We start from the raw sequence: 21,650 nt of genomic DNA, 5'->3' as shown, positions 1-21,650 counted from the left end.
CGCTGGCAAGCCAGCTCCCACAGGGGTTGCGGCGTATTGAAGTCAGCTCATCTGCTCGACGCGATCACGCCCGCGCTGCTTTGCCATATACACGCCCGAATCCGCCCTCAGCAACAGCGCATCCGCGCCCTCCCCCGGTCGCCAACTGGCGATACCAAAACTCGCGGTCACCACGCCAACCACATCCACCGGCGCACTGCGCAAACCCTGCCATAACTCGATCGCCAGCGTGTGCGCATGCTCGCCGTCGATGTCCGGGCACAGCACCATGAACTCTTCGCCGCCCAACCGACAAAACACATCGGTACGCCGCAGACGATGGCCGATGCGCTCGCACACCGCTTGCAGCACCCGGTCGCCCACAGCGTGGCCGTACTGATCGTTGATACGTTTGAAATGGTCGATGTCGAGCATGATCACCGACAACTCGCCGCCGCCGCGCTCGACCCGGGCCATTTCCGTGGTCAGGCGTTCCTGGAAGTAGCGGCGGTTATGGATGCCGGTCAACGAGTCGGTCACCGACAATGCGCGCAATTCTTCTTCCACGCGTTTCAGGTCGGAAATATCCGAGATATAGCCGTGCCAGAGTACGCCGCCGCCCGGCAGTTCTTCCGGCGTCGCCTCACCGCGCACCCAGCGCAGGCCGCGCTCGGGCAGTTGCACGCGATATTCCTCGCGCCACGGGCTGAGGCTGTCGGCCGAGGCGCGAATGGAAGAGCGCACACGAGTAACGTCCTGTGGATGAATGCGCGTGAAGATCGCCTCGGCGTTGAACAGCAGCACGTCCGGCTCCAGTTCGTAGATCTCGCGGATGCCGTCGCTGGCGTAGATCACGCTGAAGCGCCCATCGAATTCCATCTTGAATTGATAAATGCCTCCGGGCACGTGCGCGCTGAGTTTCTTCAGCAACACATCCCGCGCCGCCAGCACCTCGTGCACGCGCTTGCGCTCGGTGATGTCGATGCAGATCGCTAGGTGTCCGACCCACAACCCCTGCTCATCCAGCACCGGCGTGGCGAGCATGTTCACCGGAATATGGCTGCCATCGCTGCGCACCAGCGTCCACTCGCGGGCCTCGTGTCCGCCGACCTCACCGCCCTCGACCAGCATCGCGTGGCAGGTCGGGATGCTTTTCCCGTAGCGCGCACTCAACTCGGCAGCGCGGGCCATCAGCTCACGGGGCAGGTGCAGGTTTTCCAGGGTCATGTGACCGACGACATCGGCGCTGCTGTAGCCGAGCATTTGTTCGGCACCGGGGTTGAAGGTGTTGATCACGCCGCGCAAGTCGGTGGCGATGATTGCCACCTGCGTCGCCGCATTGAGCACGCCGCGCAACTGACCGTGGGTGCCGCGCAATTCCTGTTCGCTGGCGTGCAGCTCCTGCGTGCGCAGTTCGACCATGCGCAAGGCGCGCTGACGCTGACTGACCAACACGTAGAGCAAGGCGCTGAGCAGCAAACTGAGCAAGCTGCCCAGAATGATCACGCTACCGACCGACGAATGATTGGCCTGCGCGAAGGCGTCGCTCGGCAGAATATCGACCTGATAGTCGTGATCGGCCATGCGCAGTAACCGCGTGGCCGACAGGTCGCTCGGCGCCGGCTCGTTGGTCGACTCGAACAACACTTCGTGCTGATCATGGGTCGACATGTCGAGAATGCGCACCGACAGATAGTCATGGAAGGCATCAGGCAGACCGTCGGCCAGCAACTGGCGCATGCTGATTACCGCCATCACGTAGCCAAAGGATTGGCGCTCGCCACTGTGGCTCACTGGCGCCACCAGCAGCACACCGCGCGCATAGGACGGCTCGATACTGACTAGGTGCATCGGTTGCGACACCGCCAGCCCGCCGCGTTTGTCGGCACGTTGCAGGGTGTCCCGGCGCAAGGGTTGCGCCAGCAGGTCATAGCCTAACGGTGAGCCGAGCCGACTTTGCGTCTGGCTATAGAGCACCGGCACGTATTCATCGCGCACGCCAGCCAGTTGCAGCTCGCCCTGAGCACTCAATTCTCGGAGGGAAAAGTTGGTCAGACCTTCATCACGCACCCGCTGCTCGAATGCGGCGCGCTCGGCTCCATTGACCTTGAGGGCAAACGAATAGGCCTGGGTACGCATCAATAAGGGTTGGGTGTAACCGTCGAATTCGGCGCGAGACACCGATTCAGAGTTGGCGAAGAAGCGGCGCAGGCCGTCTAGGCGTTGTTCCTGATCCTGAAAGCGTTCTTCGATGCGGGTGTAACGTTCGTTGGCCAGCAATTGGAAACGCTGACGGGTTTGTTGCTGGAACTGATTGAGAGTGGCCCAGGCGAGCAGCCCCGTGAGAATCCCGCCGGCGAGCAATACCAGCAGCGCGACCAGCCAGGCCGAGACGTCTTCACTGATGAAACCCAGAATCTTTGGGCGCACGGGGTGCAACGACATAAAGACAACTCACACTACGCCAGCATTTACGGGAAAACCCCATTGACCGTGTGTGAGTTATAGCTATTAGCCACTAATTTAGCTAGCGCGGGCAGATCCACGGAGCCTTTAAAAATCAAGGCTCTGTGGATCCAATTGCGCAAAGCGTCAACGAGCCGTGATTTTCCAGGCGCGGTGGATCTTGGTGTTACGGGCGAAATCCGGATCAATGGTCTGCGCGCTGATTTCCTCGACCGCGTAACGCTCGGCGAGGTTTTCTTCCAACTGGAACTTGCGGAAGTTGTTGGAGAAATACAGCACGCCACCGGTTGCCAGACGGGCCATGGCCAGGTCGATCAACTGTACCTGGTCACGCTGCACATCGAAGATGCCTTCCATGCGCTTGGAGTTGGAGAAGGTCGGCGGATCGATGAAGATCAGGTCGTACTCGTCACGGCTGCTTTCCAGCCACGCCATCACATCGCCCTGCTCCAGACGGTTCTTGTCGGAGTAACCGTTCAGCGACAGGTTACGGCGTGCCCAGTCGAGGTAGGTTTTCGACAGGTCGACGCTGGTGGTGCTGCGCGCGCCGCCCTTGGCCGCGTGCACGCTGGCGGTCGCGGTGTAGCAGAACAGATTGAGGAAGCGCTTGCCGGCGGCCTCTTTCTGAATGCGCATGCGCATCGGGCGGTGGTCGAGGAACAGACCCGTGTCGAGGTAGTCGGTGAGGTTGACCAGCAACTTCACGCCGCCCTCGCTGACTTCATTGAACTTGCCCTGTGCAGCCTGACGCTCGTACTGCTTGGTGCCGCTCTGGCGTTCGCGGCGTTTGACCACCACGCGGCTCTTGTCGACGTTCAGCGCCTGCGGAATGGCGGCCAAGGCGTCGAACATGCGCGCCGAGGCTTTTTCCGGATCGATGGACTTCGGTGCGGCGTATTCCTGGACGTGCACCCAATCGTGGTACAGGTCGATGGCCATCGCGTACTCAGGCATGTCGGCATCGTAGACGCGGTAGCAATCGATGCCTTCGCGCTTGACCCACTTGCCCATGGCCTTGAGGTTCTTTTGCAGGCGGTTCGCAAACATCTGCCCGCCTTCGCTCAAGCGCGGTTGCTCGATCACCGGTGCCGGAGCTGGCGTTGGCTTGATCGGGTTACCGTTCTTGTTGAACTTGCGTTCTTGCGGCTCGTCCGGGGTCTGATCGTAAGCCGCTTGCTCACGCTCGGCCTGACGCTGTTCCGGGGTACGACGCTCGCCGGTGACGAACTGATCCGGCAGCACTTTGATCAACAGCAGTTTGCACGGCAGCGCGCCGTTCCAGAACGAATACTGTTTGTGGCTGCGAATGCCCATGCGCTTGCCCAGATCCGGCGCGCCGGTGAACACCGCCGCTTCCCAGTTCAGGCAAGCCTGACGCAGACGCTCGCCGAGGTTCTGGTAGAGATACAGCAGGCTGGCTTCATCACCCAGACGCTCGCCGTACGGTGGGTTGCAGATGACCAAACCTTTCTGGTTCTGATCCGGACGCGGCTCGAAGGTCGCGACTTCGCCCTGGTAGATCTTGATCCACTCGCTCAGGCCAGCACGCTCAACGTTGTTGCGGCCTGGCTGAATCAGACGTGGGTCAGCTTCATAACCACGAATCCACAGCGGTGGCTTGGCCAGACCGGCAGCGGCACGCTCAACGGCTTCTTCATGGAGTTTTTTCCACAGCGCCGGCACGTGACCGAGCCATGCGGTGAAGCCCCACTGCTCACGGCGCAGGTTCGGCGCCATATCAGCGGCGATCATGCCGGCTTCGACGAGGAACGTACCGACACCGCACATCGGGTCAGCCAGCGCGCCGCCTTCAGCGGCAATGCGCGGCCAGCCGGAACGGATCAGGATCGCCGCCGCGAGGTTTTCCTTCAGCGGTGCAGCGCCCTGCTGCAAGCGATAGCCGCGCTGGTGCAGGCTGTGGCCGGACAGGTCGAGGGAGAGAATCGCTTCGCCGCGATCCAGACGCAGGTGAATGCGCAGGTCCGGGTTGAGCTTGTCGATCGACGGACGGTCGCCCTGCGGCGTACGCAGTTTGTCGACGATGGCGTCTTTGACTTTCAGGGCACCGAAGTGGGTGTTGTCGATGCCTGAGCCGTGGCCGCTGAATTCAACGGCCAGGGTGCCGTCGCTGAGCATGTGATCCTGCCACTCGATGTCGAGCACACCGTGGTACAGGTCTTCAGCGTCTTTCATCGGGAAACGCTTGAGTACCAGCAACACGCGGTTGGCCAGACGCGACCAGAGGCACAGGCGATAAGCGGTTTCCATGGTCGCCATGCCACGCACGGCGGAAGTGTGCTCGCGCGCTTCTTCAAGGCCAAGCCCGACGGCTTCCTCGATGAGCAGGCCTTCGAGACCTTTAGGGCAAGTGAGGAAGAGTTCGAAACGGTCGGACATGGTATTTCCAGAGCCTTTGGCTAGTGAATCGGCAACGCATTGCCGATCCGGTTTTCAATCAGGCGCTTTTCTAAAAGAACGCCCGCGTGGCACGAAGGTGTGCCGTTCCATCCCCGCTGCTCGGGTTAAAAGAGCTTAGATGCCGGGACAGATAAAAAAGTTGATGAAACAAAAAGTCTTAAAGCGACCCTTCGTCGCTTTATACCCCAGCGCAAACGTGGGTCATTCTCACTAAAGAATTAACCCCATCATCCAGCGCGGGGCCGATCATACCGGGGTTTGCTGAAAAACCGTGCATGAAACCCGTCGTTACTTATGGCTGTAGCACCAATTTCGTTACGTCCTTATGACAAAACGATCATTCCCTCGGTGTGACTCATTGGTTAGAACTGAACACAGGTTGACGTCGCAACGGCGTCAACACCTTGGCTCGCCACGCCGGCAGCGAGCCGCACCATGGCAGGTTTTTTCTGCCAGACCTCGGTTGAGGTCAACGCGATACAAAACAGTCAACAAGTGAGGGAAACACCCTATGAGAAGACTTAAGCGTGATCCGTTGGAAAGAGCATTTTTGCGCGGATATCAATATGGCGTTGGTGGCAAATCCCGTGAGCTTTGCCCATTTACTCTACCGTCGGTACGCCAAGCCTGGATTAACGGCTGGCGAGAAGGACGCGGCGACAACTGGGACGGTATGACCGGCACTGCGGGAATCCACAGACTCAACGAACTTCACGCCGTCGGCTGACACAGGGCATTAATTCCGACACGACAATCTGAATTTGTAACGACTTACCATGCACGTCCTTCCCGGACGGCGGGCTGCGGCCCAGGGGCTCCTTCGAGGAGCCCTTTTTTATGCCTGTCTGGCTGACACACATCTCGTGTAGGAGCTGCCGAAGGCTCGGGCCGCGTTCGGACGATCTTTTGATCTTGATCTTAAAAACAGGATCAAGAGATCGCAGCCTGCGGCAGCTCCTACATTGACCGGGTCAGCCTGGGTTATGTGCGCAGGGCGGCGATCGCGTCTACCGATTCACGAATCAGCGCCGGGCCTTTATAGATGAAGCCGGAGTAGATCTGCACCAGGCTCGCACCGGCCAGAATCTTCTCGGCAGCATGCTTGCCTTCGGTAATCCCGCCAGCCGCAATGATCGGCAACCGCCCAGCCAGCTCACCGGCCAGCACCTTCACAGTATTCGTGCTCTTCTCCCGGACCGGCGCGCCCGACAGACCGCCCGCCTCGTCGCCATGCTCCATGCCTTCAACGCCAACACGGCTCAGGGTGGTGTTGGTCGCGATCACTGCGTCCATGCCGGTTTCGATCAGCGCTTGAGCAACCTGCGCGGTTTCTTCATCGGTCATGTCCGGCGCGATCTTGATCGCCAGCGGCACATGCTTGCCATGACGCAGGGCCAGTTCAGCGCGACGCGTGGCCAGATCGGCGAGCAATTGCTTGAGCGAATCGCCGAACTGCAAGCTGCGCAGGCCAGGGGTGTTTGGCGAACTGACGTTGACCGTCACGTAGCTGGCGTGGGCGTAAACCTTGTCCAGGCAGATCAGATAATCATCGACCGCACGCTCGACCGGGGTATCGAAGTTCTTGCCGATATTGATGCCCAGCACGCCTTTGTACTTAGCCGCCGCCACACGCGCCAACAGGTTATCGACACCGAGGTTGTTGAAACCCATGCGGTTGATGATTGCCTCGGCTTCCGGCAATCGGAAGATCCGTGGTTTCGGGTTGCCCGGCTGCGGGCGTGGGGTCACGGTGCCGATTTCAACAAAACCGAAACCCAGTTGCGCGAAGCCATCGATGGCCGCGCCGTTCTTGTCCAGACCGGCCGCCAGCCCCACCGGGTTTGGGAATTCGAGGCCCATGACCGTCACCGGCTTCTTCGCCGGCGCCTTGCACAGCAAGCCGTTTAAGCCCAAACGCCCACCCGCGCCGATCAGATCCAGCGACAGATCGTGGGAGGTTTCCGGGGAAAGTTTGAACAACAGCTGACGGGCCAGGGTGTACATGGGCGGCGATGACTCGGGCGGCGAAAAGAGGCGGCGATTATAGCCGGGCATCGACCTGCGGCGCGAGGCGCACGCGCAAATCACTGGCACTGGCATATGCCTTGCACCCTCCAGGCTATCAGTGCGCAGGCCAATGACGGCAGGCGGGCAAGGACAATGGCGTCGTCCCGGGTTTTGCCTGCGCAAAGTCCGCGGCGGCGCTTTTTTTTCGAGGTACGTTGGATGAATGAACCTTCGGTAGGGCCACTGGCCTGGGTCAATGGCAGCGATGCCCCGGAAAAAAGCGCGATCAACCTCGGCTTCATGGCCCTGAGCGATTGCGCGTCGGTGGTGGTCGCAGCCACACAGGGCTTCGCCCAGCCTTACGGATTGACGCTGAACCTCAAGCGCCAGACATCCTGGGCCAATTTGCGCGACAAACTGGTCAGCGGTGAACTGGACGCCGCGCACAGTCTGTATGGGCTGATCTACGCCGTGCACCTGGGCATCGGCGGTATCGCCCCGACCGATATGGCCGTGTTGATGGGCCTGAATCAGAACGGCCAGAGCCTCAACCTCTCCCACGGTCTGCAAAACCTTGGCGTGAGCAGTCCTGAAGCGCTGGACCGCCACGTGCACCAAAGCCGCGCAAAACTGACTTTCGCGCAGACCTTCCCCACGGGCACGCACGCGATGTGGCTGTATTACTGGCTGGCGAGTCAGGGCATTCATCCACTTCAGGATGTCGACAGCGTGGTGGTGCCGCCGCCACAAATGGTCGCGCACCTGCAAGCCGGGCGTATCGACGGTTTTTGTGTCGGCGAGCCTTGGGCCGCCAGCGCGGTGCAGCAGGATCTTGGTTTCACCCTGGCCACCAGCCAGACCATCTGGCCCGATCACCCGGAAAAAGTCCTTGGCTGCACTCGCGAATTTGTCGAGCAGTATCCGAACACCGCACGGGCGTTGGTGATGGCGATCCTTGAAGCCAGCCGCTTCATCGAAGAAAGCCCGGAAAACCGCCGCAGCACCGCGCAGTTGCTTAGCGCGCCGGAATATCTCGATGCGCCAGTGGCGTGCATCGAACCGCGTTTTCTCGGTGACTATGCCGATGGTCTCGGCAATCGCTGGCAGGATCCGCACGCGCTGCGCTTTCACGGTAACGGCGAAGTGAATCTGCCGTATCTGTCGGACGGCATGTGGTTCATGACCCAGTTCCGCCGCTGGGGCTTGCTGCGTGAGGATCCGGATTACCTCGCCGTCGCCCGCCAGGTTCAGCGGCTGGACGTCTACCGCGACGCCGCCACCGCTGTCGGCGTCGCCGCATGGGGCACCGACATGCGCAGCAGTCAGTTGCTCGACGGCAAGGTCTGGGACGGCAGTGACCCGGCCGCTTACGCGCGCAGTTTCAAGTTGCACGCGTTGAACGACGACGCCCCCCTTCTCGCCCGCCGCTGACAGGAGACCGCGAACATGTTGCGCATTCTGTTGATCAACGACACAGCGAAAAAAGTCGGTCGCCTGAAAGCTGCGTTGACCGAGGCCGGTTTCGAGGTGATCGACGAGTCCGGCCTGACCATCGACCTGCCCGCGCGCGTCGAAACGGTGCGCCCGGACGTGATCCTGATCGATACCGAGTCACCGAGCCGCGATGTCATGGAGCAAGTGGTGCTGGTCAGCCGCGACCAACCACGGCCGATCGTGATGTTTACCGACGAGCATGATCCGGGGGTGATGCGCCAGGCGATCAAGTCAGGGGTCAGTGCGTACATCGTCGAAGGCATTCACGCACAACGTTTACAGCCGATTCTCGATGTAGCAATGGCGCGCTTCGAAAGTGATCAGGCCTTGCGAGCGCAGCTGCAGGCGCGTGATCAGCAACTGGCTGAACGTAAGCGTATTGAGCTGGCCAAGGGGTTGTTGATGAAGATGAAGGACTGCAATGAGGAAGAGGCGTACACCCTGATGCGGCGCCAGGCCATGAGCCGCCAGCAGAAGCTGATTCAGGTGGCGGAGCAGATTATTGCGATGAGTGAGTTATTGGGCTGAGGTGTTCTGAAAGCTTAAGAGCCCCTCACCCTAGCCCTCTCCCAGAGGGAGAGGGGACCGATTGGGGGATGCTCACGAAGTACACCGACCTGTGATTTCTGCTGTGAATCCATAATCGACTCGGTCTTTCAGGTCGATGTTTGGCGCAAGACACCTCGGTCAGTCCCCTCTCCCTCTGGGCGGTCCGACGTTTCGGGAGGGCTAGGGTGAGGGGCTTTTGATTTTCCGGCTGTTGGCACAAATCTCGCTAAGTAAAACGCACAGGTAACCAACGGCGGTTGCCCCACCCACGACAAAGACGTCGCTCACCCGTTCGCCCAACCGGCGCATCAGGTAGCGGCGTTTTTGCGTTTTGGCCCCACAGCCCGGGGCCGGTGGTGCGGCCGTGGCGGCGCCCCACCTGCTGTTGCATGACTCCTTTCGAGACTCTTTTCAGCTGAGGTGCGCGATGAATTCAAGCTTCTGGAAATCCGGCCACACCCCGACATTGTTCGCAGCCTTCCTGTATTTCGACCTGAGCTTCATGGTCTGGTACCTGCTCGGCCCGCTGGCGGTGCAGATTGCCGCCGACCTGCAGCTAACCACGCAACAACGCGGTCTCGTCGTCGCCACGCCGATCCTCGCCGGCGCGGTGCTGCGTTTTGTGATGGGCATGCTCGCCGATCGGCTGTCGCCGAAAACCGCCGGTCTGATCGGCCAGGTCATCGTGATCTGTGCGCTGTTCGGCGCCTGGAAACTCGGCATCCACAGTTATGAACAGGCGCTGATACTCGGCCTGTTTCTCGGCATGGCCGGCGCGTCGTTTGCTGTTGCACTGCCGCTGGCGTCGCAGTGGTACCCGCCGCAGCATCAGGGCAAAGCCATGGGCATTGCCGGTGCGGGCAACTCCGGCACGGTGTTCGCCGCGCTGCTCGCGCCGGTGCTCGCCGCCGCGTTCGGCTGGAGCAATGTCTTCGGTTTCGCTCTGATCCCGCTGATTCTGACCCTGGTGCTGTTCGCCTGGCTGGCAAAAAACGCCCCTGAGCGGCCGAAAGCCAAAGCCATGGCTGACTACTTCAAAGCCCTGGGCGACCGTGACAGTTGGTGGTTCATGTTTTTTTACAGCGTGACCTTCGGCGGCTTTATCGGCCTGGCCAGCGCCCTGCCCGGCTACTTCAACGATCAGTACGGTTTGAGCCCGGTGACCGCTGGCTACTACACCGCAGCCTGCGTGTTCGGCGGCAGTTTGATGCGGCCATTGGGTGGCGCCCTGGCTGACCGTTTCGGTGGCATCCGCACCTTGCTGGCGATGTACACCGTCGCTGCCGTCTGCATCGCGGCCGTCGGTTTCAACCTGCCAAGTTCCTACGCCGCGCTGGCACTTTTCGTCTGCACCATGCTCGGTCTGGGCGCCGGCAACGGCGCCGTTTTCCAACTGGTACCGCAGCGTTTTCGTCTGGAGATCGGCGTGATGACCGGGCTGATCGGCATGGCCGGCGGCATCGGCGGTTTTGCCTTGGCCGCCGGTATGGGCGCGATCAAGCAGAGCACCGGCAGCTATCAGTTGGCGTTGTGGTTGTTCGCCAGCCTTGGCGTGCTGGCGTGGTTTGGCCTGCACGGCGTCAAGCGTCGCTGGAGAACCACCTGGGGTTCGGCGGCAGTGACGGCGGCGCGGGTCTGAACCTTCGATGGCCCTGCAACTGAGCTTTGCCGAAGCCAGCGCCACCGGCCCGCGCGCGGAGAATCAGGACGCTTTGCGTCTGGTCACGCCCGCGCCGGCGCTGGCGGCGAGCAAGGGTTATCTGTTCGCTATCGCCGATGGCGTCAGCCAGTGTGCCGATGGCGGACTGGCCGCGCGTTCAACCTTGCAAGCCTTGGCGCTGGACTACTACGCCACACCGGAAACCTGGAGCGTGGCCCAGGCACTGGATCGCCTGCTGCTCGCGCAAAACCGCTGGTTGCAGGCCAACGGTGGTGGGCAACCGTTGCTCACCACGGTCAGCGCCTTGGTCATGCGTGGTCGGCGTTTCACCCTCGCCCACGTCGGCGATTGCCGGGTGTATCGCTGGCACGCCGACAGCTTGCAGCGAATCAGCGAAGACCACGTCTGGGATCAGCCGGGCATGCAGCATGTGCTCAAGCGTGCGCTAGGGCTGGATCAGCATCTGGTGCTGGACTTCCTTGATGGCGAACTGCGCGACGGCGAGTGCTTTGTTTTGCTCAGTGACGGTGTCTGGTCGACACTCGGCGATACCGCTATTGCGGCGATTCTGCGTGATCAACCGGATCTGCACAGTGCCGCGCAGACGCTGGTCAACGCCGCGCATCTTGCGGGGAGCCAGGACAATGCCAGTGCTTTGCTGGTGCGGGTGGATGCTTTGGGTGAGGCCAGTATCGGCGATGCGCTGATTCATCTGCAGCAATGGCCCCTGCCGCCACCGTTGAAACCCGGTCAGTCGTTCGAAGGCTGGCAAGTGCTGGACGTTGTCGCTCAGAGCCAGCAATCGCTGCTGTATCGGGTGATTGATGGACAAGGTCAGACGTGGCTTCTGAAAACCCTACCCACGCGTTCCGCCGATGATTCCTACGCCGGGCAAGCACTGTTGTCCGAGGAATGGTTTCTGAAACGCGTAGCCGGTCGCCACTTTCCTGAAGTCCATGCCTGCCAGCAGCGTCAGCATTTGTACTACGTGATGCGGGAATATTCCGGGGCGACGCTGGCGCAGCTGTTTCAACAGTCAGGCCCGTTGTCGTTGGCACAGTGGCAGGACATCGCCGAGCGCCTGTTGCGTGCGGTCGGGCTGCTGCATCGGCGGCAGATCCTGCACCGGGACATCAAACCGGAAAATCTGCACGTGGGCGACGACGGCGAATTGCGTCTGCTGGATTTTGGCCTGGCGTACTGCCCAGGCTTGTCCGAAGACGCGCCGTCAACGTTGCCGGGAACGCCCAGCTATATCGCCCCGGAAGCGTTTCGTAGGGCTCCGCCGAATGTGCAGCAGGATTTGTATGCGGTCGGTGTGACCCTGTATTTCTTGCTCACCGGGCATTTTCCCTATGGCGAGATCGAAGCGTTTCAGCGGCCGCGATTTGGTGTGGCAGTGAGTGCCAGTCGATTTCGGCCGGATCTGCCGGAATGGCTGGCGCAGAGTCTGGAGCGCGGGGTGGCGGCTGATCCGCAGCAACGGTTTGAAACGGCTGAGGAATGGCTGTTGGTGTTGGAACAGGGCGAGCGGCGCAGTTTGAGTGTGCGGCCCAGACCATTATTGGAGCGTGAGCCGTTGAAGGTGTGGCGGACGATGGCGATCGTGGCTCTGCTGGGGAATCTGGTGCTGCTGGTTTTGTTGTTTCACGGCTGACACCGCATCGCGTCCATCGCGAGCAGGCTCACTCCTACAATTTGAAATGCGTTCCCCTGTAGGAGTGAGCCTGCTCGCGATGACGTCAGCCCAATCACAACAATTCTGTCTGCCTGAATGCCCCACGAACGAGCAACCCGCGTCGATTCGGTGCAAAAAATCCCCGTCAATTACCGCTCCCGCCCAATAAACACGCCATTCCCCCACTTGGCACAACCACTGCATTAACCCAACCAACACACACATAAAGCCCAACCTTCAACGACGAAGGCTGCGCTTCCCGAGAGAACGGGACCAGGACAAAGGCGTCCTCGCTAGGCAACTAGCGGGACGCCTTTTTTTGTTTGCGCAAAATTTGTCGAGCAAGGCCTGACTGCCCACAAGAGGCCAGCCGCAGCTCCCGGAGAACCTGATGAAAAAACTCAAACTGGTGATGATCGGCAATGGCATGGCCGGGGTCCGCACCCTGGAAGAACTGCTCAAGCTGAGCAACGAGCTGTACGACATCACGGTCTTCGGCGCCGAACCGCACACCAACTACAACCGCATCCTGTTGTCGCCGGTGCTGGCCGGTGAGCAGACCTTCGAAGAGATCGTCCTCAACGACCTCGACTGGTACCTGGAAAACAACATCAAGTTGCTGCTCAACCGCAAAGTGGTGGAGATCGACCGGGTCAAACGCCGGGTGATCGCCGAGGACGGCACCGAAGCCGAATACGATCGCCTGCTGATCGCCACCGGCTCGACGCCGTTCATCCTGCCGATCCCCGGCAACACCTTGCACGGGGTGATCGGCTATCGCGACATCGCCGACACCCAAGCCATGATCGACACCGCCAAAACCCACAAACACGCGGTGGTCATCGGTGGCGGTCTGCTCGGTCTCGAAGCCGCCAATGGCCTGATGCTGCGCGGCATGCACGTCACCGTGGTGCACATCGGTGAGTGGTTACTGGAACGTCAACTCGACAAAACCAGCGGCCAACTGCTGCAAAACGCCCTTGAATCCCGTGGCCTGCACTTCCGTCTGTGCGAACAGACTCAGGCGCTGCACGACGCAGGCAATGGCCGGGTCGGCTCGGTGCAGTTCAAGAACGGCGACATCATCCCCGCCGATCTGGTGGTAATGGCTGCCGGTATTCGTCCCAACACAGAATTGGCGGAAAAGGCCGGCATCCCGTGCAATCGCGGGATTCTGGTCAACGACACGCTGCAAACCTACGACCCGCGCATTTACGCCATCGGCGAGTGCGCCAGCCACCGCGGCATTGCCTACGGTCTGGTCGCGCCGTTGTTCGAACAGGCCAAGGTCTGCGCCAACCACCTCGCACAACTGGGTTTCGCCCGTTATCAGGGTTCGGTGACCTCGACCAAATTGAAAGTCACCGGCATCGATCTGTTTTCTGCCGGCGATTTCATGGGCGGCGAAGGCACGGAAACCATCACCCTCTCCGACCCGATTGGCGGCGTGTACAAAAAACTGGTGATCAAGGATGACGTGCTAGTCGGCGCCTGTCTGTACGGCGATACGGCAGATGGCGGTTGGTATTTCCGGCAGATTCGTGAGAATCACGCCATTGGCGAGATCCGCGATCACCTCATGTTCGGAGAAAACGCACTCGGAGACGTAGGACATCAGGGCCAGGACAAAGCCATGGTCATGGCCGACAGCGCCGAAGTCTGCGGTTGCAACGGCGTGTGCAAAGGCACCATCGTCAAAGCCATTCAGGAACACGGCCTGTTCAGCGTCGACGAGGTGAAGAAACATACCAAAGCGGCCAGCTCCTGCGGCTCGTGCGCCGGGCTAGTCGAACAGATCCTGATCAACACCGTCGGCGGCGCGGCGGACGTCAAACCGAAAAGCGAAAAAGCCATCTGCGGTTGCAGCGATCTCAACCACGGCCAGATCCGCCAGGCTATTCGCGAACAGCATCTGCTGACCATCGCCGGGACCATGAGCTACCTCAATTGGCGCACGCCGAACGGCTGCGCAACCTGCCGCCCGGCCCTCAACTATTACCTGATTTCCACCTGGCCCGGCGAAGCCAAGGACGATCCGCAATCGCGCCTGATCAACGAGCGTGCACACGCCAACATCCAGAAGGACGGCACGTATTCGGTGGTACCACGGATGTGGGGCGGCGTGACCAATCCTTCGGAACTGCGGCGGATTGCCGACGTGGCCGACAAGTACAACGTGCCGATGGTCAAGGTCACCGGCGGTCAGCGCATCGACTTGCTCGGCATCAAGAAGCAGGACTTGCCCGGCGTCTGGAAAGACCTCGACATGCCGTCCGGGCATGCCTACGGCAAATCCATCCGTACCGTGAAGACCTGCGTCGGCAGCGAGTTCTGCCGCTTCGGCACGCAAAACTCGACACAACTGGGCATCGAGCTGGAGCATGATCTGTTCAACATGTGGTCGCCGCACAAAGTGAAACTCGCCGTCTCCGGTTGCCCACGCAACTGCTCGGAAGCGGGGATCAAAGACGTAGGAATTATCGGTGTCGACTCCGGTTGGGAGATGTACATCGGCGGTAACGGCGGAATCAAAACCGAGGTCGCTGAGTTTTTCGTCAAGCTGAAAACCGCCGAGGAAGTCCGCGAATACAACGGCGCGTTCCTGCAGCTCTACCGCGAAGAAGCCTTCTACCTCGAACGCACCGTGCACTACCTGCAACGGGTCGGCATGGAGCACATCAAGAAAGCCGTGCTCGAAGACCCCGAGCGTCGCAAGGCCCTGAACGAGCGCCTGCAATTCTCTCTGTCGTTCGAGCAAGACCCTTGGAAAGAGCGTCTGGCGCAGCCGCAACTGAAGAAAGAATTCGATGTGATCCCTGTGAAGAATCTGGAGGTGCCGGCATGAACTGGCTAGATATCTGCGCTCTCGACGAGATCAATGCCCTCGGTTCGCGAATCATTGCCGGGCCGAAAGGTGACATCGCGATTTTTCGTACAAGCGACGATGAGGTTTTCGCCCTCGACGACCGCTGCCCGCACAAGGGCGGGCCATTGTCGCAAGGTTTGATCTACGGCAAACGTGTGGCCTGCCCGCTGCACAACTGGCAAATCGACCTCGAATCTGGCGAAGCTCAGGCGCCGGATATCGGTTGCGCGCACCATCACCCGGCACGGGTCGAAAACGGTCGTGTGCAACTGGCCCTGCGGGACGCCATCTGATGAGCCGCCAGACGACCGCCTCGACCTGCTGTTATTGCGGGGTCGGCTGCGGCGTGCTGATCGAGCATGACGGCGAGCGCATCCTCGGCGTCAGCGGCGATCCGGCGCACCCGGCCAACTTCGGCAAACTGTGCAGCAAAGGCTCGACCCTGCACCTGACCGGCGACCTGGCAGCCCGCGCGCTGTACCCGGAACTGCGTCTGGGCAAAGGCCTGGCGCGCAGCCGAACGGATTGGGATACGGCACTGGAACACGCTGCCAACGTGTTCGCCGAGACCATTGCCGAGCACGGCCCGGACAGCGTGGCGTTCTATATCTCCGGGCAGTTGCTGACCGAGGACTATTACGCCTTCAACAAACTGGCGCGGGCGTTGGTCGGGACCAACAACATCGACAGCAATTCGCGCCTGTGCATGTCTTCAGCGGTGGTCGGCTACAAGCGCAGCCTCGGCGCCGACGCCCCGCCGTGCAGCTATGAGGATCTGGAACTCAGCGATTGCGTGATGATCGTCGGCAGTAATATGGCCTACGCCCATCCGGTACTTTTCCGTCGGCTGGAAGAGGCAAAATCCCGCCGCCCGCAGATGAAAGTCATCGTCATTGATCCACGGCGCACCGATACCTGCGATCTTGCCGATTTGCACTTGGCGATTCTGCCGGGCACAGATGTCGCTTTATTTCATGGGATTTTGCATCTGTTGTTGTGGGAAGACTGGATCGACCGTGACTTCATCAAGGCGCACACCGATGGCCTCGCCGACTTGAAAAATCTAGTCCGTGATTACACCCCGCAGATGGTTTCGCAACTGTGCGGGATCAGTGTCGAGCAATTGCAGCAATGCGCGGAATGGGTGGGCACCTCGCCGAGTTTTCTGTCGCTGTGGTGCATGGGCCTGAACCAGTCCACCGCTGGCAGCGCGAAGAACAGCGCGCTGATCAATCTGCATTTAGCCACCGGGCAAATCGGCCGTCCGGGTGCAGGACCTTTCTCCCTCACCGGTCAGCCGAATGCCATGGGCGGGCGCGAAACGGGCAGTTTGTCGAATCTGTTGCCGGGCCATCGAGACGCGGCCAACCCTGAACATCGCGCCGAAGTAGCGGCATATTGGGGCGTTGATCGGTTGCCGGAAAGTACCGGTCTCAGTGCCATCGAACTGTTCGAGCAAGTGCGCAACGGCAAGATCAAGGCGTTGTGGATTGCCTGCACCAACCCTGCCCAATCGATGCCGGACCAACATGCTGTGCGAACAGCGCTTGAGACCTGCCCGTTTGTGGTTCTGCAAGAAGCCTTTCGCACCACCGAAACCGCTGCATTCGCCGATCTCCTGCTACCCGCCGCCAGTTGGGGCGAGAAAGAAGGCTCGGTGACCAATTCCGAGCGACGCATTTCCCACGTGCGTAACGCCATCCTCCCACCGGGTGAGGCGCGGCCGGACTGGGAGATCACGGTAGATTTCGCACAACGTCTGGAGAAACGTCTGCGTCCCGCTGAGTCGAGCCTGTTTACGTTTAACCAACCTGCGCAGTTGTTCGATGAATTCAAAGGGCTGACGCGTGGACGGGATCTGGATATGTCCGGGATCAGCCACACGCTGATCGACGAGATCGGACCGCAGCAATGGCCCTTCCCTGTCGGAGCGCGGCAAGGAACGCCACGACTGTACGAGGACGGTATTTTTCCTACGGCCAACGGTCGGGCTCAGTTTATTTCCGATCCGTATCGCGCCGCCAAAGAGCAGCGCGATGCTCGCTTTCCACTGACGTTGATCACTGGCCGCTTGCGCGATCAATGGCACGGTATGAGCCGCACTGGCACGGCAGCGCAATTGTTCGGGCATGTCAGCGAAGCGGTGTTGAGCCTGCACCCGGACGAAATGCGCCGGCATCGTTTGCAGCCGGGCGATCTGGTCAACCTTAAAAGTCGTCGCGGCGCGGTAATCGTCGCGGTTGGCAGCGATGACAGCGTACGTCCGGGGCAAGCGTTTCTGCCGATGCACTGGGGCGACCGTTTTCTCAAGGGCGGTGTGAACAGCCTGACCCTGCCGGACTTTGATCCGCTGTCGAAGCAACCGGAACTCAAACACAGCGGTGTGCGCCTCGAGCCGGTCAGTCTGCCGTGGCAACTTTTCGCACTGATCGAGGGTGATGTTCAACGGCATTTCGAGACGCTACGACCGCTCTGTGAGGCATTTTCCTACGTGAGTCTCAGCCTTGTCGGACGTGAACGATCGGCATTGCTGATACGCGCGGCCAGCAGCGAAGCTCCGAATGCGCAATTGCTCGGTGAAATCGACCAATGCCTGTCACTGATCGACGGCCCGGTATTGGCCTATGACGATCCTCGCCGCGCCATTGGCAAACGCGTGCGCATTGAAAACGGCCGGATCACTGCGATCCGATTGGCCGGTGAAACCCTCGCTCAGCATTGGCTGCAAGGGTTGTGGCTGGAAGGCCGTGCGGATGAGCAACTGCGGCGCTGGCTATTGGCGCCAATGAGTGCGCCGCCGGGCAGTGTCGGGGCGCAAATGGCTGTGGATAAAACCCTGTGCAACTGCAAGAACGTCAGCCTCAACGCGGTCTGCGCCGGCATTCGCCAAGGCCTGGATCTGCAGGGCTTGAAAAACCAACTGGGCTGCGGCACGCAATGCGGCTCGTGCGTCCCGGAAATAAAACGTTTACTGGCTGCCGACGTGCAGCCAGCCGCCGTCATCTGATGAGGAAAACACCATGAACGCAAAAGTCTGGCTGGTGGGTGCAGGTCCTGGTGATCCGGAACTGCTGACCCTCAAAGCGGTGCGCGCCCTGCGCGAGGCCGATGTGGTGCTGATCGATGATCTGGTCAACGACGCGGTGCTGGAACACTGCCCTGACGCCCGCATCATTGCAGTGGGTAAACGCGGCGGCTGCCGTTCGACACCGCAAGCGTTTATCCATCGGCTGATGCTGCGCTATGCCCGCCATGGCAAGTGTGTGGTGCGGCTCAAGGGCGGCGATCCGTGCATTTTCGGCCGAGGTGGCGAAGAGGCGCAGTGGCTGCGTGAAAGAGGCGTTGAGGTGGAACTGGTCAATGGCATTACCGCCGGGCTGGCCGGGGCGACGCAGTGCGATATTCCGCTGACGTTACGCGGTGTGGCGCGCGGGGTGACGCTGGTGACTGCACACACGCAGGACGACAGCCAGTTGAACTGGCAGGCGCTGGCACAGGGGGGGACGACGCTGGTGGTTTATATGGGCGTGGCCAAGCTGGGGGAGATTCGCGATCAACTGCTGGCAGGCGGGATGGCGGCGGATACGCCGGTGGCGATGATCGAGAATGCATCGTTGCCAGAGCAGCGCGAATGCCGGAGTGATCTGGCGAGTATGAGTGATGATGCGTGTGCGTTTGGATTGAAAAGCCCGGCGATTCTGGTGATCGGGGCGGTGGCGGCTGTTGTTGAAGATCAAAAGATCGCAGCCTGCGGCAGCTCCTACTTTGGATCTGCATTGGTCCTGTAGGAGCTGCCGAAGGCTGCGATCTTTTAAAGCTGCAAAGCCAAATCGCAGGCAAAGAAAAGCCCGGCCTAAGCCGGGCTTTTCTCAGAGCGGCAGCTAATTACTTAGCTTGAGCTTCAACCTGCGCTTCTACGCGACGGTTTACAGCGCGGCCAGCTTCAGTTTTGTTGTCAGCAACTGGGCGGGATTCGCCGTAGCCAACAGACTGAACGCGGGACGATTCAACACCGTACTGGTTGGTCAGAACTTGCTTAACGGCGTTTGCACGACGCTCGGACAGTTTCTGGTTGTAAGCGTCAGGACCGACGGAGTCAGTGTGACCTTCAACAGTAGTGGTGGTGGATGGGTACTGCTTCATGAAGTCAGCCAGGTTTTTGATGTCGCCGTAGCTGTTTGGCTTCACAACCGACTTGTCGAAGTCGAACTTAACGTCCAGCTCAACACGAACAACTTCAGCAACTGCTGGGCAGCCGTCAGCGTCAACAGTTACGTTGGCTGGGGTGTCCGGGCACTTGTCAACGTTGTCGCAAACGCCATCGTTGTCGCTGTCGGAGCAGACTTCAGCTGGTGCTGGAACTGGAGCAGCAGCAGGCTTGGAGCCGCCACCGAAGTTCACACCGATACCGACGCTAGGAGCCCACTCGGTGTCGCCCTGGTCGATGTTGTACTGAGCTTCAACGCCAGCACGGGCGTAGAAGTTCTCGGTGAAGTACAGCTTGGCACCGCCACCAACGTTAGCGAAGGTAGAACGGTTACGACCGTTCGAACCGTTCTGGTCGATGCTCTGGTCGGAGAAACCGGCCGAGACGTATGGACGCAGCATGTCGCCTGGGTTGTTGAAGTGGTACAGAGCGTCCAGAGCGGTGTTAGCGCCTTTTACGTTCTTGCCATCATCGGCACGTACGTTGTGCACTTCGTCGTAGCCCAGACGCAGTTCAACGTCGTCGGTCAGGAAGTAACCGATCGAGCCGCCGAACAGGTTGCCGTTGTTCTTGAAGTTACGAGCGCTGTCGAATTGTTCTTTCTTTGCGAAGCCTTCGATTTCAACTGCGCCTTGGCCTTGTGCCAGAGCGCCGAACGAAGTGGCGGCAATCAGAGAACCAATGGCCAAGCCCAAGGTGTTTTTCAGTTTCATCCGTTAAATCCCCATCTGGTGATTGTGAAGCAGTCCCGCAAACCGGGGGACAACTCGGCGGCAAGTCTATCAGAACTTGCCTACACGTAAGAGATATTTGCGCTGAACTAAGTTTCAGCAATGCCTGCAAATTTCTCACGCAATTTATCTAGAGCACGTTTGTAACGCATTTTTGTCGCACTCAAACCCATGTGCATGATGTCTGCGATCTCCTGAAATTCCAGCTCTGCGACAAATCGAAGCACCAGAATTTCGCGGTCAATCGGGTTCACATACACCAGCCAGCGATCAAGCCCGCCCTTCTCCTCGGGTTTCGGCGCCTTTTCTTCGGACGCTTCCTCGAGGGGGTCAAGACTCAATGCGTCCATCAAGCGACGCTTTCGTCGTTCCTTCCGATACTGCGTAATACATTCGTTGTACGTGATGCTGTAGAGCCACGTTTTGAACTTCGATTTCCCCTCGAAGTTCTTCAGGCCATACAGCACCTTCAACATGACTTCCTGACAGACATCGTCTGCGTCGCGATCGTTCCCAAGATATCTCGCACAAACGTTAAATAATGTTCGCTGGTAACGCCGCATCAGTTCTTCATAGGCGCGCGTTACGTGAAAAAGCTCGGTATGCGAGCGCGCGACCAACTCCTCATCAGAGAGCTCGCGGGGGTCGTAGCGCGTGGATAGCGTTTGGGCTTTATTCAAAACAAGTCGTGCCGACAGTCAGGTCAATGTCCGCCGCAACCAGCATCAGCTGGCATTTTGCGGCGGCATACATTAGCAGGGTTTGCCGGATTAGCGGCTACTCACATGCTGTTCCAGCAGGATCCGATTGGAAAGAGAGACTAGCTCACCCTCATCGGTCAGCAATGTGGTTTTAACCGTGCCGATCTCCTCGATCTGGCCTTCGACCTCGCCAACACGCACTTGTTGCCCAACCTGATACAACTCACGCACATAGATTCCCGCAAGAATCTGACCGGCAATTTCCCGGCTTCCCAAACCCATGGCCAGCGCAACGGCCAGACCAACGGTAATCAAAACGATGACGATCACATGGTTCAGCAGGTCAGTCTTGACCTCAAGCTGACTGATCGCGACCGAGATGCTGATGATGATCACCAGCCCCTGAGCAATTCGCCCAAGCCCCGAAGCGTAGTCCAGGCCGACGCCTTCTGCCGCCCCGCGCACCAGCCCATTGGCCAGTTGCGCGAGCAAAACACCTACCAGCAACACCAGCGCCGCGCCGAATACTTTCGGCAAATAGAGGGCCAACATATCCAGCGTAGCCGAAACTCGCTCAAGGCCAAGGGATTCTGCTGCAGAAACCAGGAAAATCAGCAGAACGAACCAGTAAACGATTTTACCGATCAGGGTCGAGATCGGAACTTGCAACCCGGCGCGCGACATCAACTTGGTCAGCCCGGTGCCGCCCATCAGGCGATCAAGACCGAGCTTGGCGAGCAGTTTGGACAGCAGGGTATCGAGCAGCTTGGCCACGACGAAACCCAACAGCAGCACGACCAGTGCGCCGAACAGGTTCGGGATGAAGTTGGCGACTTTGGTCCACAACGCAGTCATTGCAGTGACGAGGCTCTGAGTCCAGAGATCAAGTTCCAT

At 59.9% G+C, this 21,650-nt stretch carries 15 protein-coding genes; 9 read left to right on the top strand and 6 right to left on the bottom strand.

The annotated features are described in order from the left end of the window. Positions 1-42: 42 nt before the first annotated feature. Together J0G10_RS10325 and rlmKL are read right to left on the bottom strand one after the other, a co-directional pair. Positions 43-2,424, bottom strand: coding sequence for a sensor domain-containing diguanylate cyclase (locus J0G10_RS10325; protein ID WP_095047737.1), 2,382 nt, complete (start codon positions 2,422-2,424; stop codon positions 43-45). 147 nt (positions 2,425-2,571) lie between these two features. Continuing rightward, positions 2,572-4,842: a bifunctional 23S rRNA (guanine(2069)-N(7))-methyltransferase RlmK/23S rRNA (guanine(2445)-N(2))-methyltransferase RlmL gene (rlmKL, locus tag J0G10_RS10320; protein WP_095047738.1), complete on the bottom strand. Its 2,271-nt coding sequence runs from the start codon at positions 4,840-4,842 to the stop codon at positions 2,572-2,574. 532 nt (positions 4,843-5,374) lie between these two features. Between rlmKL and rmf the strand changes: the two genes are divergently transcribed. Beyond that, on the top strand, positions 5,375-5,590 hold the full coding sequence (gene rmf, locus J0G10_RS10315; RefSeq protein WP_003223300.1) for a ribosome modulation factor: 216 nt from the start codon (positions 5,375-5,377) through the stop codon (positions 5,588-5,590). Positions 5,591-5,844: 254 nt separating this feature from the next. Here the strand turns inward: rmf and J0G10_RS10310 are convergent, their stop codons facing one another. Further along, positions 5,845-6,867: a quinone-dependent dihydroorotate dehydrogenase gene (locus J0G10_RS10310; protein WP_095124891.1), complete on the bottom strand. Its 1,023-nt coding sequence runs from the start codon at positions 6,865-6,867 to the stop codon at positions 5,845-5,847. A gap of 222 nt (positions 6,868-7,089) precedes the next feature. On the opposite strand from J0G10_RS10310, the gene J0G10_RS10305 reads away from it, so the two are divergent. From J0G10_RS10305 to cobA, 8 genes are all read left to right on the top strand, one after another. Next, positions 7,090-8,301 carry a CmpA/NrtA family ABC transporter substrate-binding protein gene (locus J0G10_RS10305; protein ID WP_220558388.1) on the top strand — a complete coding sequence of 404 codons (1,212 nt, stop codon included), beginning with the start codon at positions 7,090-7,092 and terminating at the stop codon, positions 8,299-8,301. A gap of 15 nt (positions 8,302-8,316) precedes the next feature. Beyond that, a complete protein-coding gene (locus J0G10_RS10300) occupies positions 8,317-8,892 on the top strand; it encodes an ANTAR domain-containing response regulator (RefSeq protein WP_007916390.1) in 576 nt (191 codons plus the stop codon). Between the two features lie 448 nt (positions 8,893-9,340). Next, on the top strand, positions 9,341-10,552 hold the full coding sequence (locus tag J0G10_RS10295; RefSeq protein WP_095047741.1) for a nitrate/nitrite transporter: 1,212 nt from the start codon (positions 9,341-9,343) through the stop codon (positions 10,550-10,552). Positions 10,553-10,559: 7 nt separating this feature from the next. Beyond that, entirely contained in the window at positions 10,560-12,230 is a 1,671-nt protein-coding gene (locus J0G10_RS10290) for a bifunctional protein-serine/threonine kinase/phosphatase (protein ID WP_095124895.1), read from the top strand. Between the two features lie 412 nt (positions 12,231-12,642). Beyond that, complete coding sequence (gene nirB / locus J0G10_RS10285) at positions 12,643-15,096, top strand: nitrite reductase large subunit NirB (protein WP_095124897.1); 2,454 nt, start codon at positions 12,643-12,645, stop codon at positions 15,094-15,096. After that, positions 15,093-15,410: a nitrite reductase small subunit NirD gene (gene nirD, locus J0G10_RS10280; protein WP_016985592.1), complete on the top strand. Its 318-nt coding sequence runs from the start codon at positions 15,093-15,095 to the stop codon at positions 15,408-15,410. The genes nirB and nirD overlap by 4 nt, the downstream gene beginning before the upstream one ends. Beyond that, on the top strand, positions 15,410-18,124 hold the full coding sequence (locus tag J0G10_RS10275; RefSeq protein ID WP_220558387.1) for a nitrate reductase: 2,715 nt from the start codon (positions 15,410-15,412) through the stop codon (positions 18,122-18,124). Before nirD ends, J0G10_RS10275 begins: the two co-directional genes overlap by 1 nt. Positions 18,125-18,137: 13 nt before the next feature. Further along, complete coding sequence (gene cobA, locus J0G10_RS10270; RefSeq protein WP_095124900.1) at positions 18,138-18,905, top strand: uroporphyrinogen-III C-methyltransferase; 768 nt, start codon at positions 18,138-18,140, stop codon at positions 18,903-18,905. A 97-nt stretch (positions 18,906-19,002) separates the two neighbouring features. Here cobA and J0G10_RS10265 read toward each other — a convergent pair whose 3' ends face one another. From J0G10_RS10265 to J0G10_RS10255, 3 genes are all read right to left on the bottom strand, one after another. Continuing rightward, entirely contained in the window at positions 19,003-20,037 is a 1,035-nt protein-coding gene (locus tag J0G10_RS10265) for an OmpA family protein (RefSeq protein WP_095047746.1), read from the bottom strand. A gap of 107 nt (positions 20,038-20,144) precedes the next feature. Further along, positions 20,145-20,735, bottom strand: coding sequence for an RNA polymerase sigma factor SigX (gene sigX / locus J0G10_RS10260; RefSeq protein ID WP_011333251.1), 591 nt, complete (start codon positions 20,733-20,735; stop codon positions 20,145-20,147). A 90-nt stretch (positions 20,736-20,825) separates the two neighbouring features. Beyond that, a complete protein-coding gene (locus J0G10_RS10255; protein ID WP_007916401.1) occupies positions 20,826-21,650 on the bottom strand; it encodes a mechanosensitive ion channel family protein in 825 nt (274 codons plus the stop codon).

Origin of the sequence: Pseudomonas germanica, from assembly GCF_019614655.1 — a bacterium.
In the GTDB taxonomy this organism is placed as follows: Bacteria; Pseudomonadota; Gammaproteobacteria; order Pseudomonadales; family Pseudomonadaceae; genus Aquipseudomonas; species Aquipseudomonas neuropathica.
The sequence above is the reverse complement of the archived record's forward strand: the minus strand, read 5'-3'. Positions and strand labels throughout refer to the sequence as shown.

Excerpts from the sequence above, each read along its gene's own strand:
- J0G10_RS10325 (WP_095047737.1), bottom strand. The coding sequence starts at position 2,424 with ATGTCGTTGCACCCCGTGCGCCCAAAGATTCTGGGTTTCATCAGTGAA.
- rlmKL (WP_095047738.1), bottom strand. The coding sequence starts at position 4,842 with ATGTCCGACCGTTTCGAACTCTTCCTCACTTGCCCTAAAGGTCTCGAA.
- rmf (WP_003223300.1), top strand. The coding sequence starts at position 5,375 with ATGAGAAGACTTAAGCGTGATCCGTTGGAAAGAGCATTTTTGCGCGGA.
- J0G10_RS10310 (WP_095124891.1), bottom strand. The coding sequence starts at position 6,867 with ATGTACACCCTGGCCCGTCAGCTGTTGTTCAAACTTTCCCCGGAAACC.
- J0G10_RS10305 (WP_220558388.1), top strand. The coding sequence starts at position 7,090 with ATGAATGAACCTTCGGTAGGGCCACTGGCCTGGGTCAATGGCAGCGAT.
- J0G10_RS10300 (WP_007916390.1), top strand. The coding sequence starts at position 8,317 with ATGTTGCGCATTCTGTTGATCAACGACACAGCGAAAAAAGTCGGTCGC.
- J0G10_RS10295 (WP_095047741.1), top strand. The coding sequence starts at position 9,341 with ATGAATTCAAGCTTCTGGAAATCCGGCCACACCCCGACATTGTTCGCA.
- J0G10_RS10290 (WP_095124895.1), top strand. The coding sequence starts at position 10,560 with ATGGCCCTGCAACTGAGCTTTGCCGAAGCCAGCGCCACCGGCCCGCGC.
- nirB (WP_095124897.1), top strand. The coding sequence starts at position 12,643 with ATGAAAAAACTCAAACTGGTGATGATCGGCAATGGCATGGCCGGGGTC.
- nirD (WP_016985592.1), top strand. The coding sequence starts at position 15,093 with ATGAACTGGCTAGATATCTGCGCTCTCGACGAGATCAATGCCCTCGGT.
- J0G10_RS10275 (WP_220558387.1), top strand. The coding sequence starts at position 15,410 with ATGAGCCGCCAGACGACCGCCTCGACCTGCTGTTATTGCGGGGTCGGC.
- cobA (WP_095124900.1), top strand. The coding sequence starts at position 18,138 with ATGAACGCAAAAGTCTGGCTGGTGGGTGCAGGTCCTGGTGATCCGGAA.
- J0G10_RS10265 (WP_095047746.1), bottom strand. The coding sequence starts at position 20,037 with ATGAAACTGAAAAACACCTTGGGCTTGGCCATTGGTTCTCTGATTGCC.
- J0G10_RS10255 (WP_007916401.1), bottom strand. The coding sequence starts at position 21,650 with ATGGAACTTGATCTCTGGACTCAGAGCCTCGTCACTGCAATGACTGCG.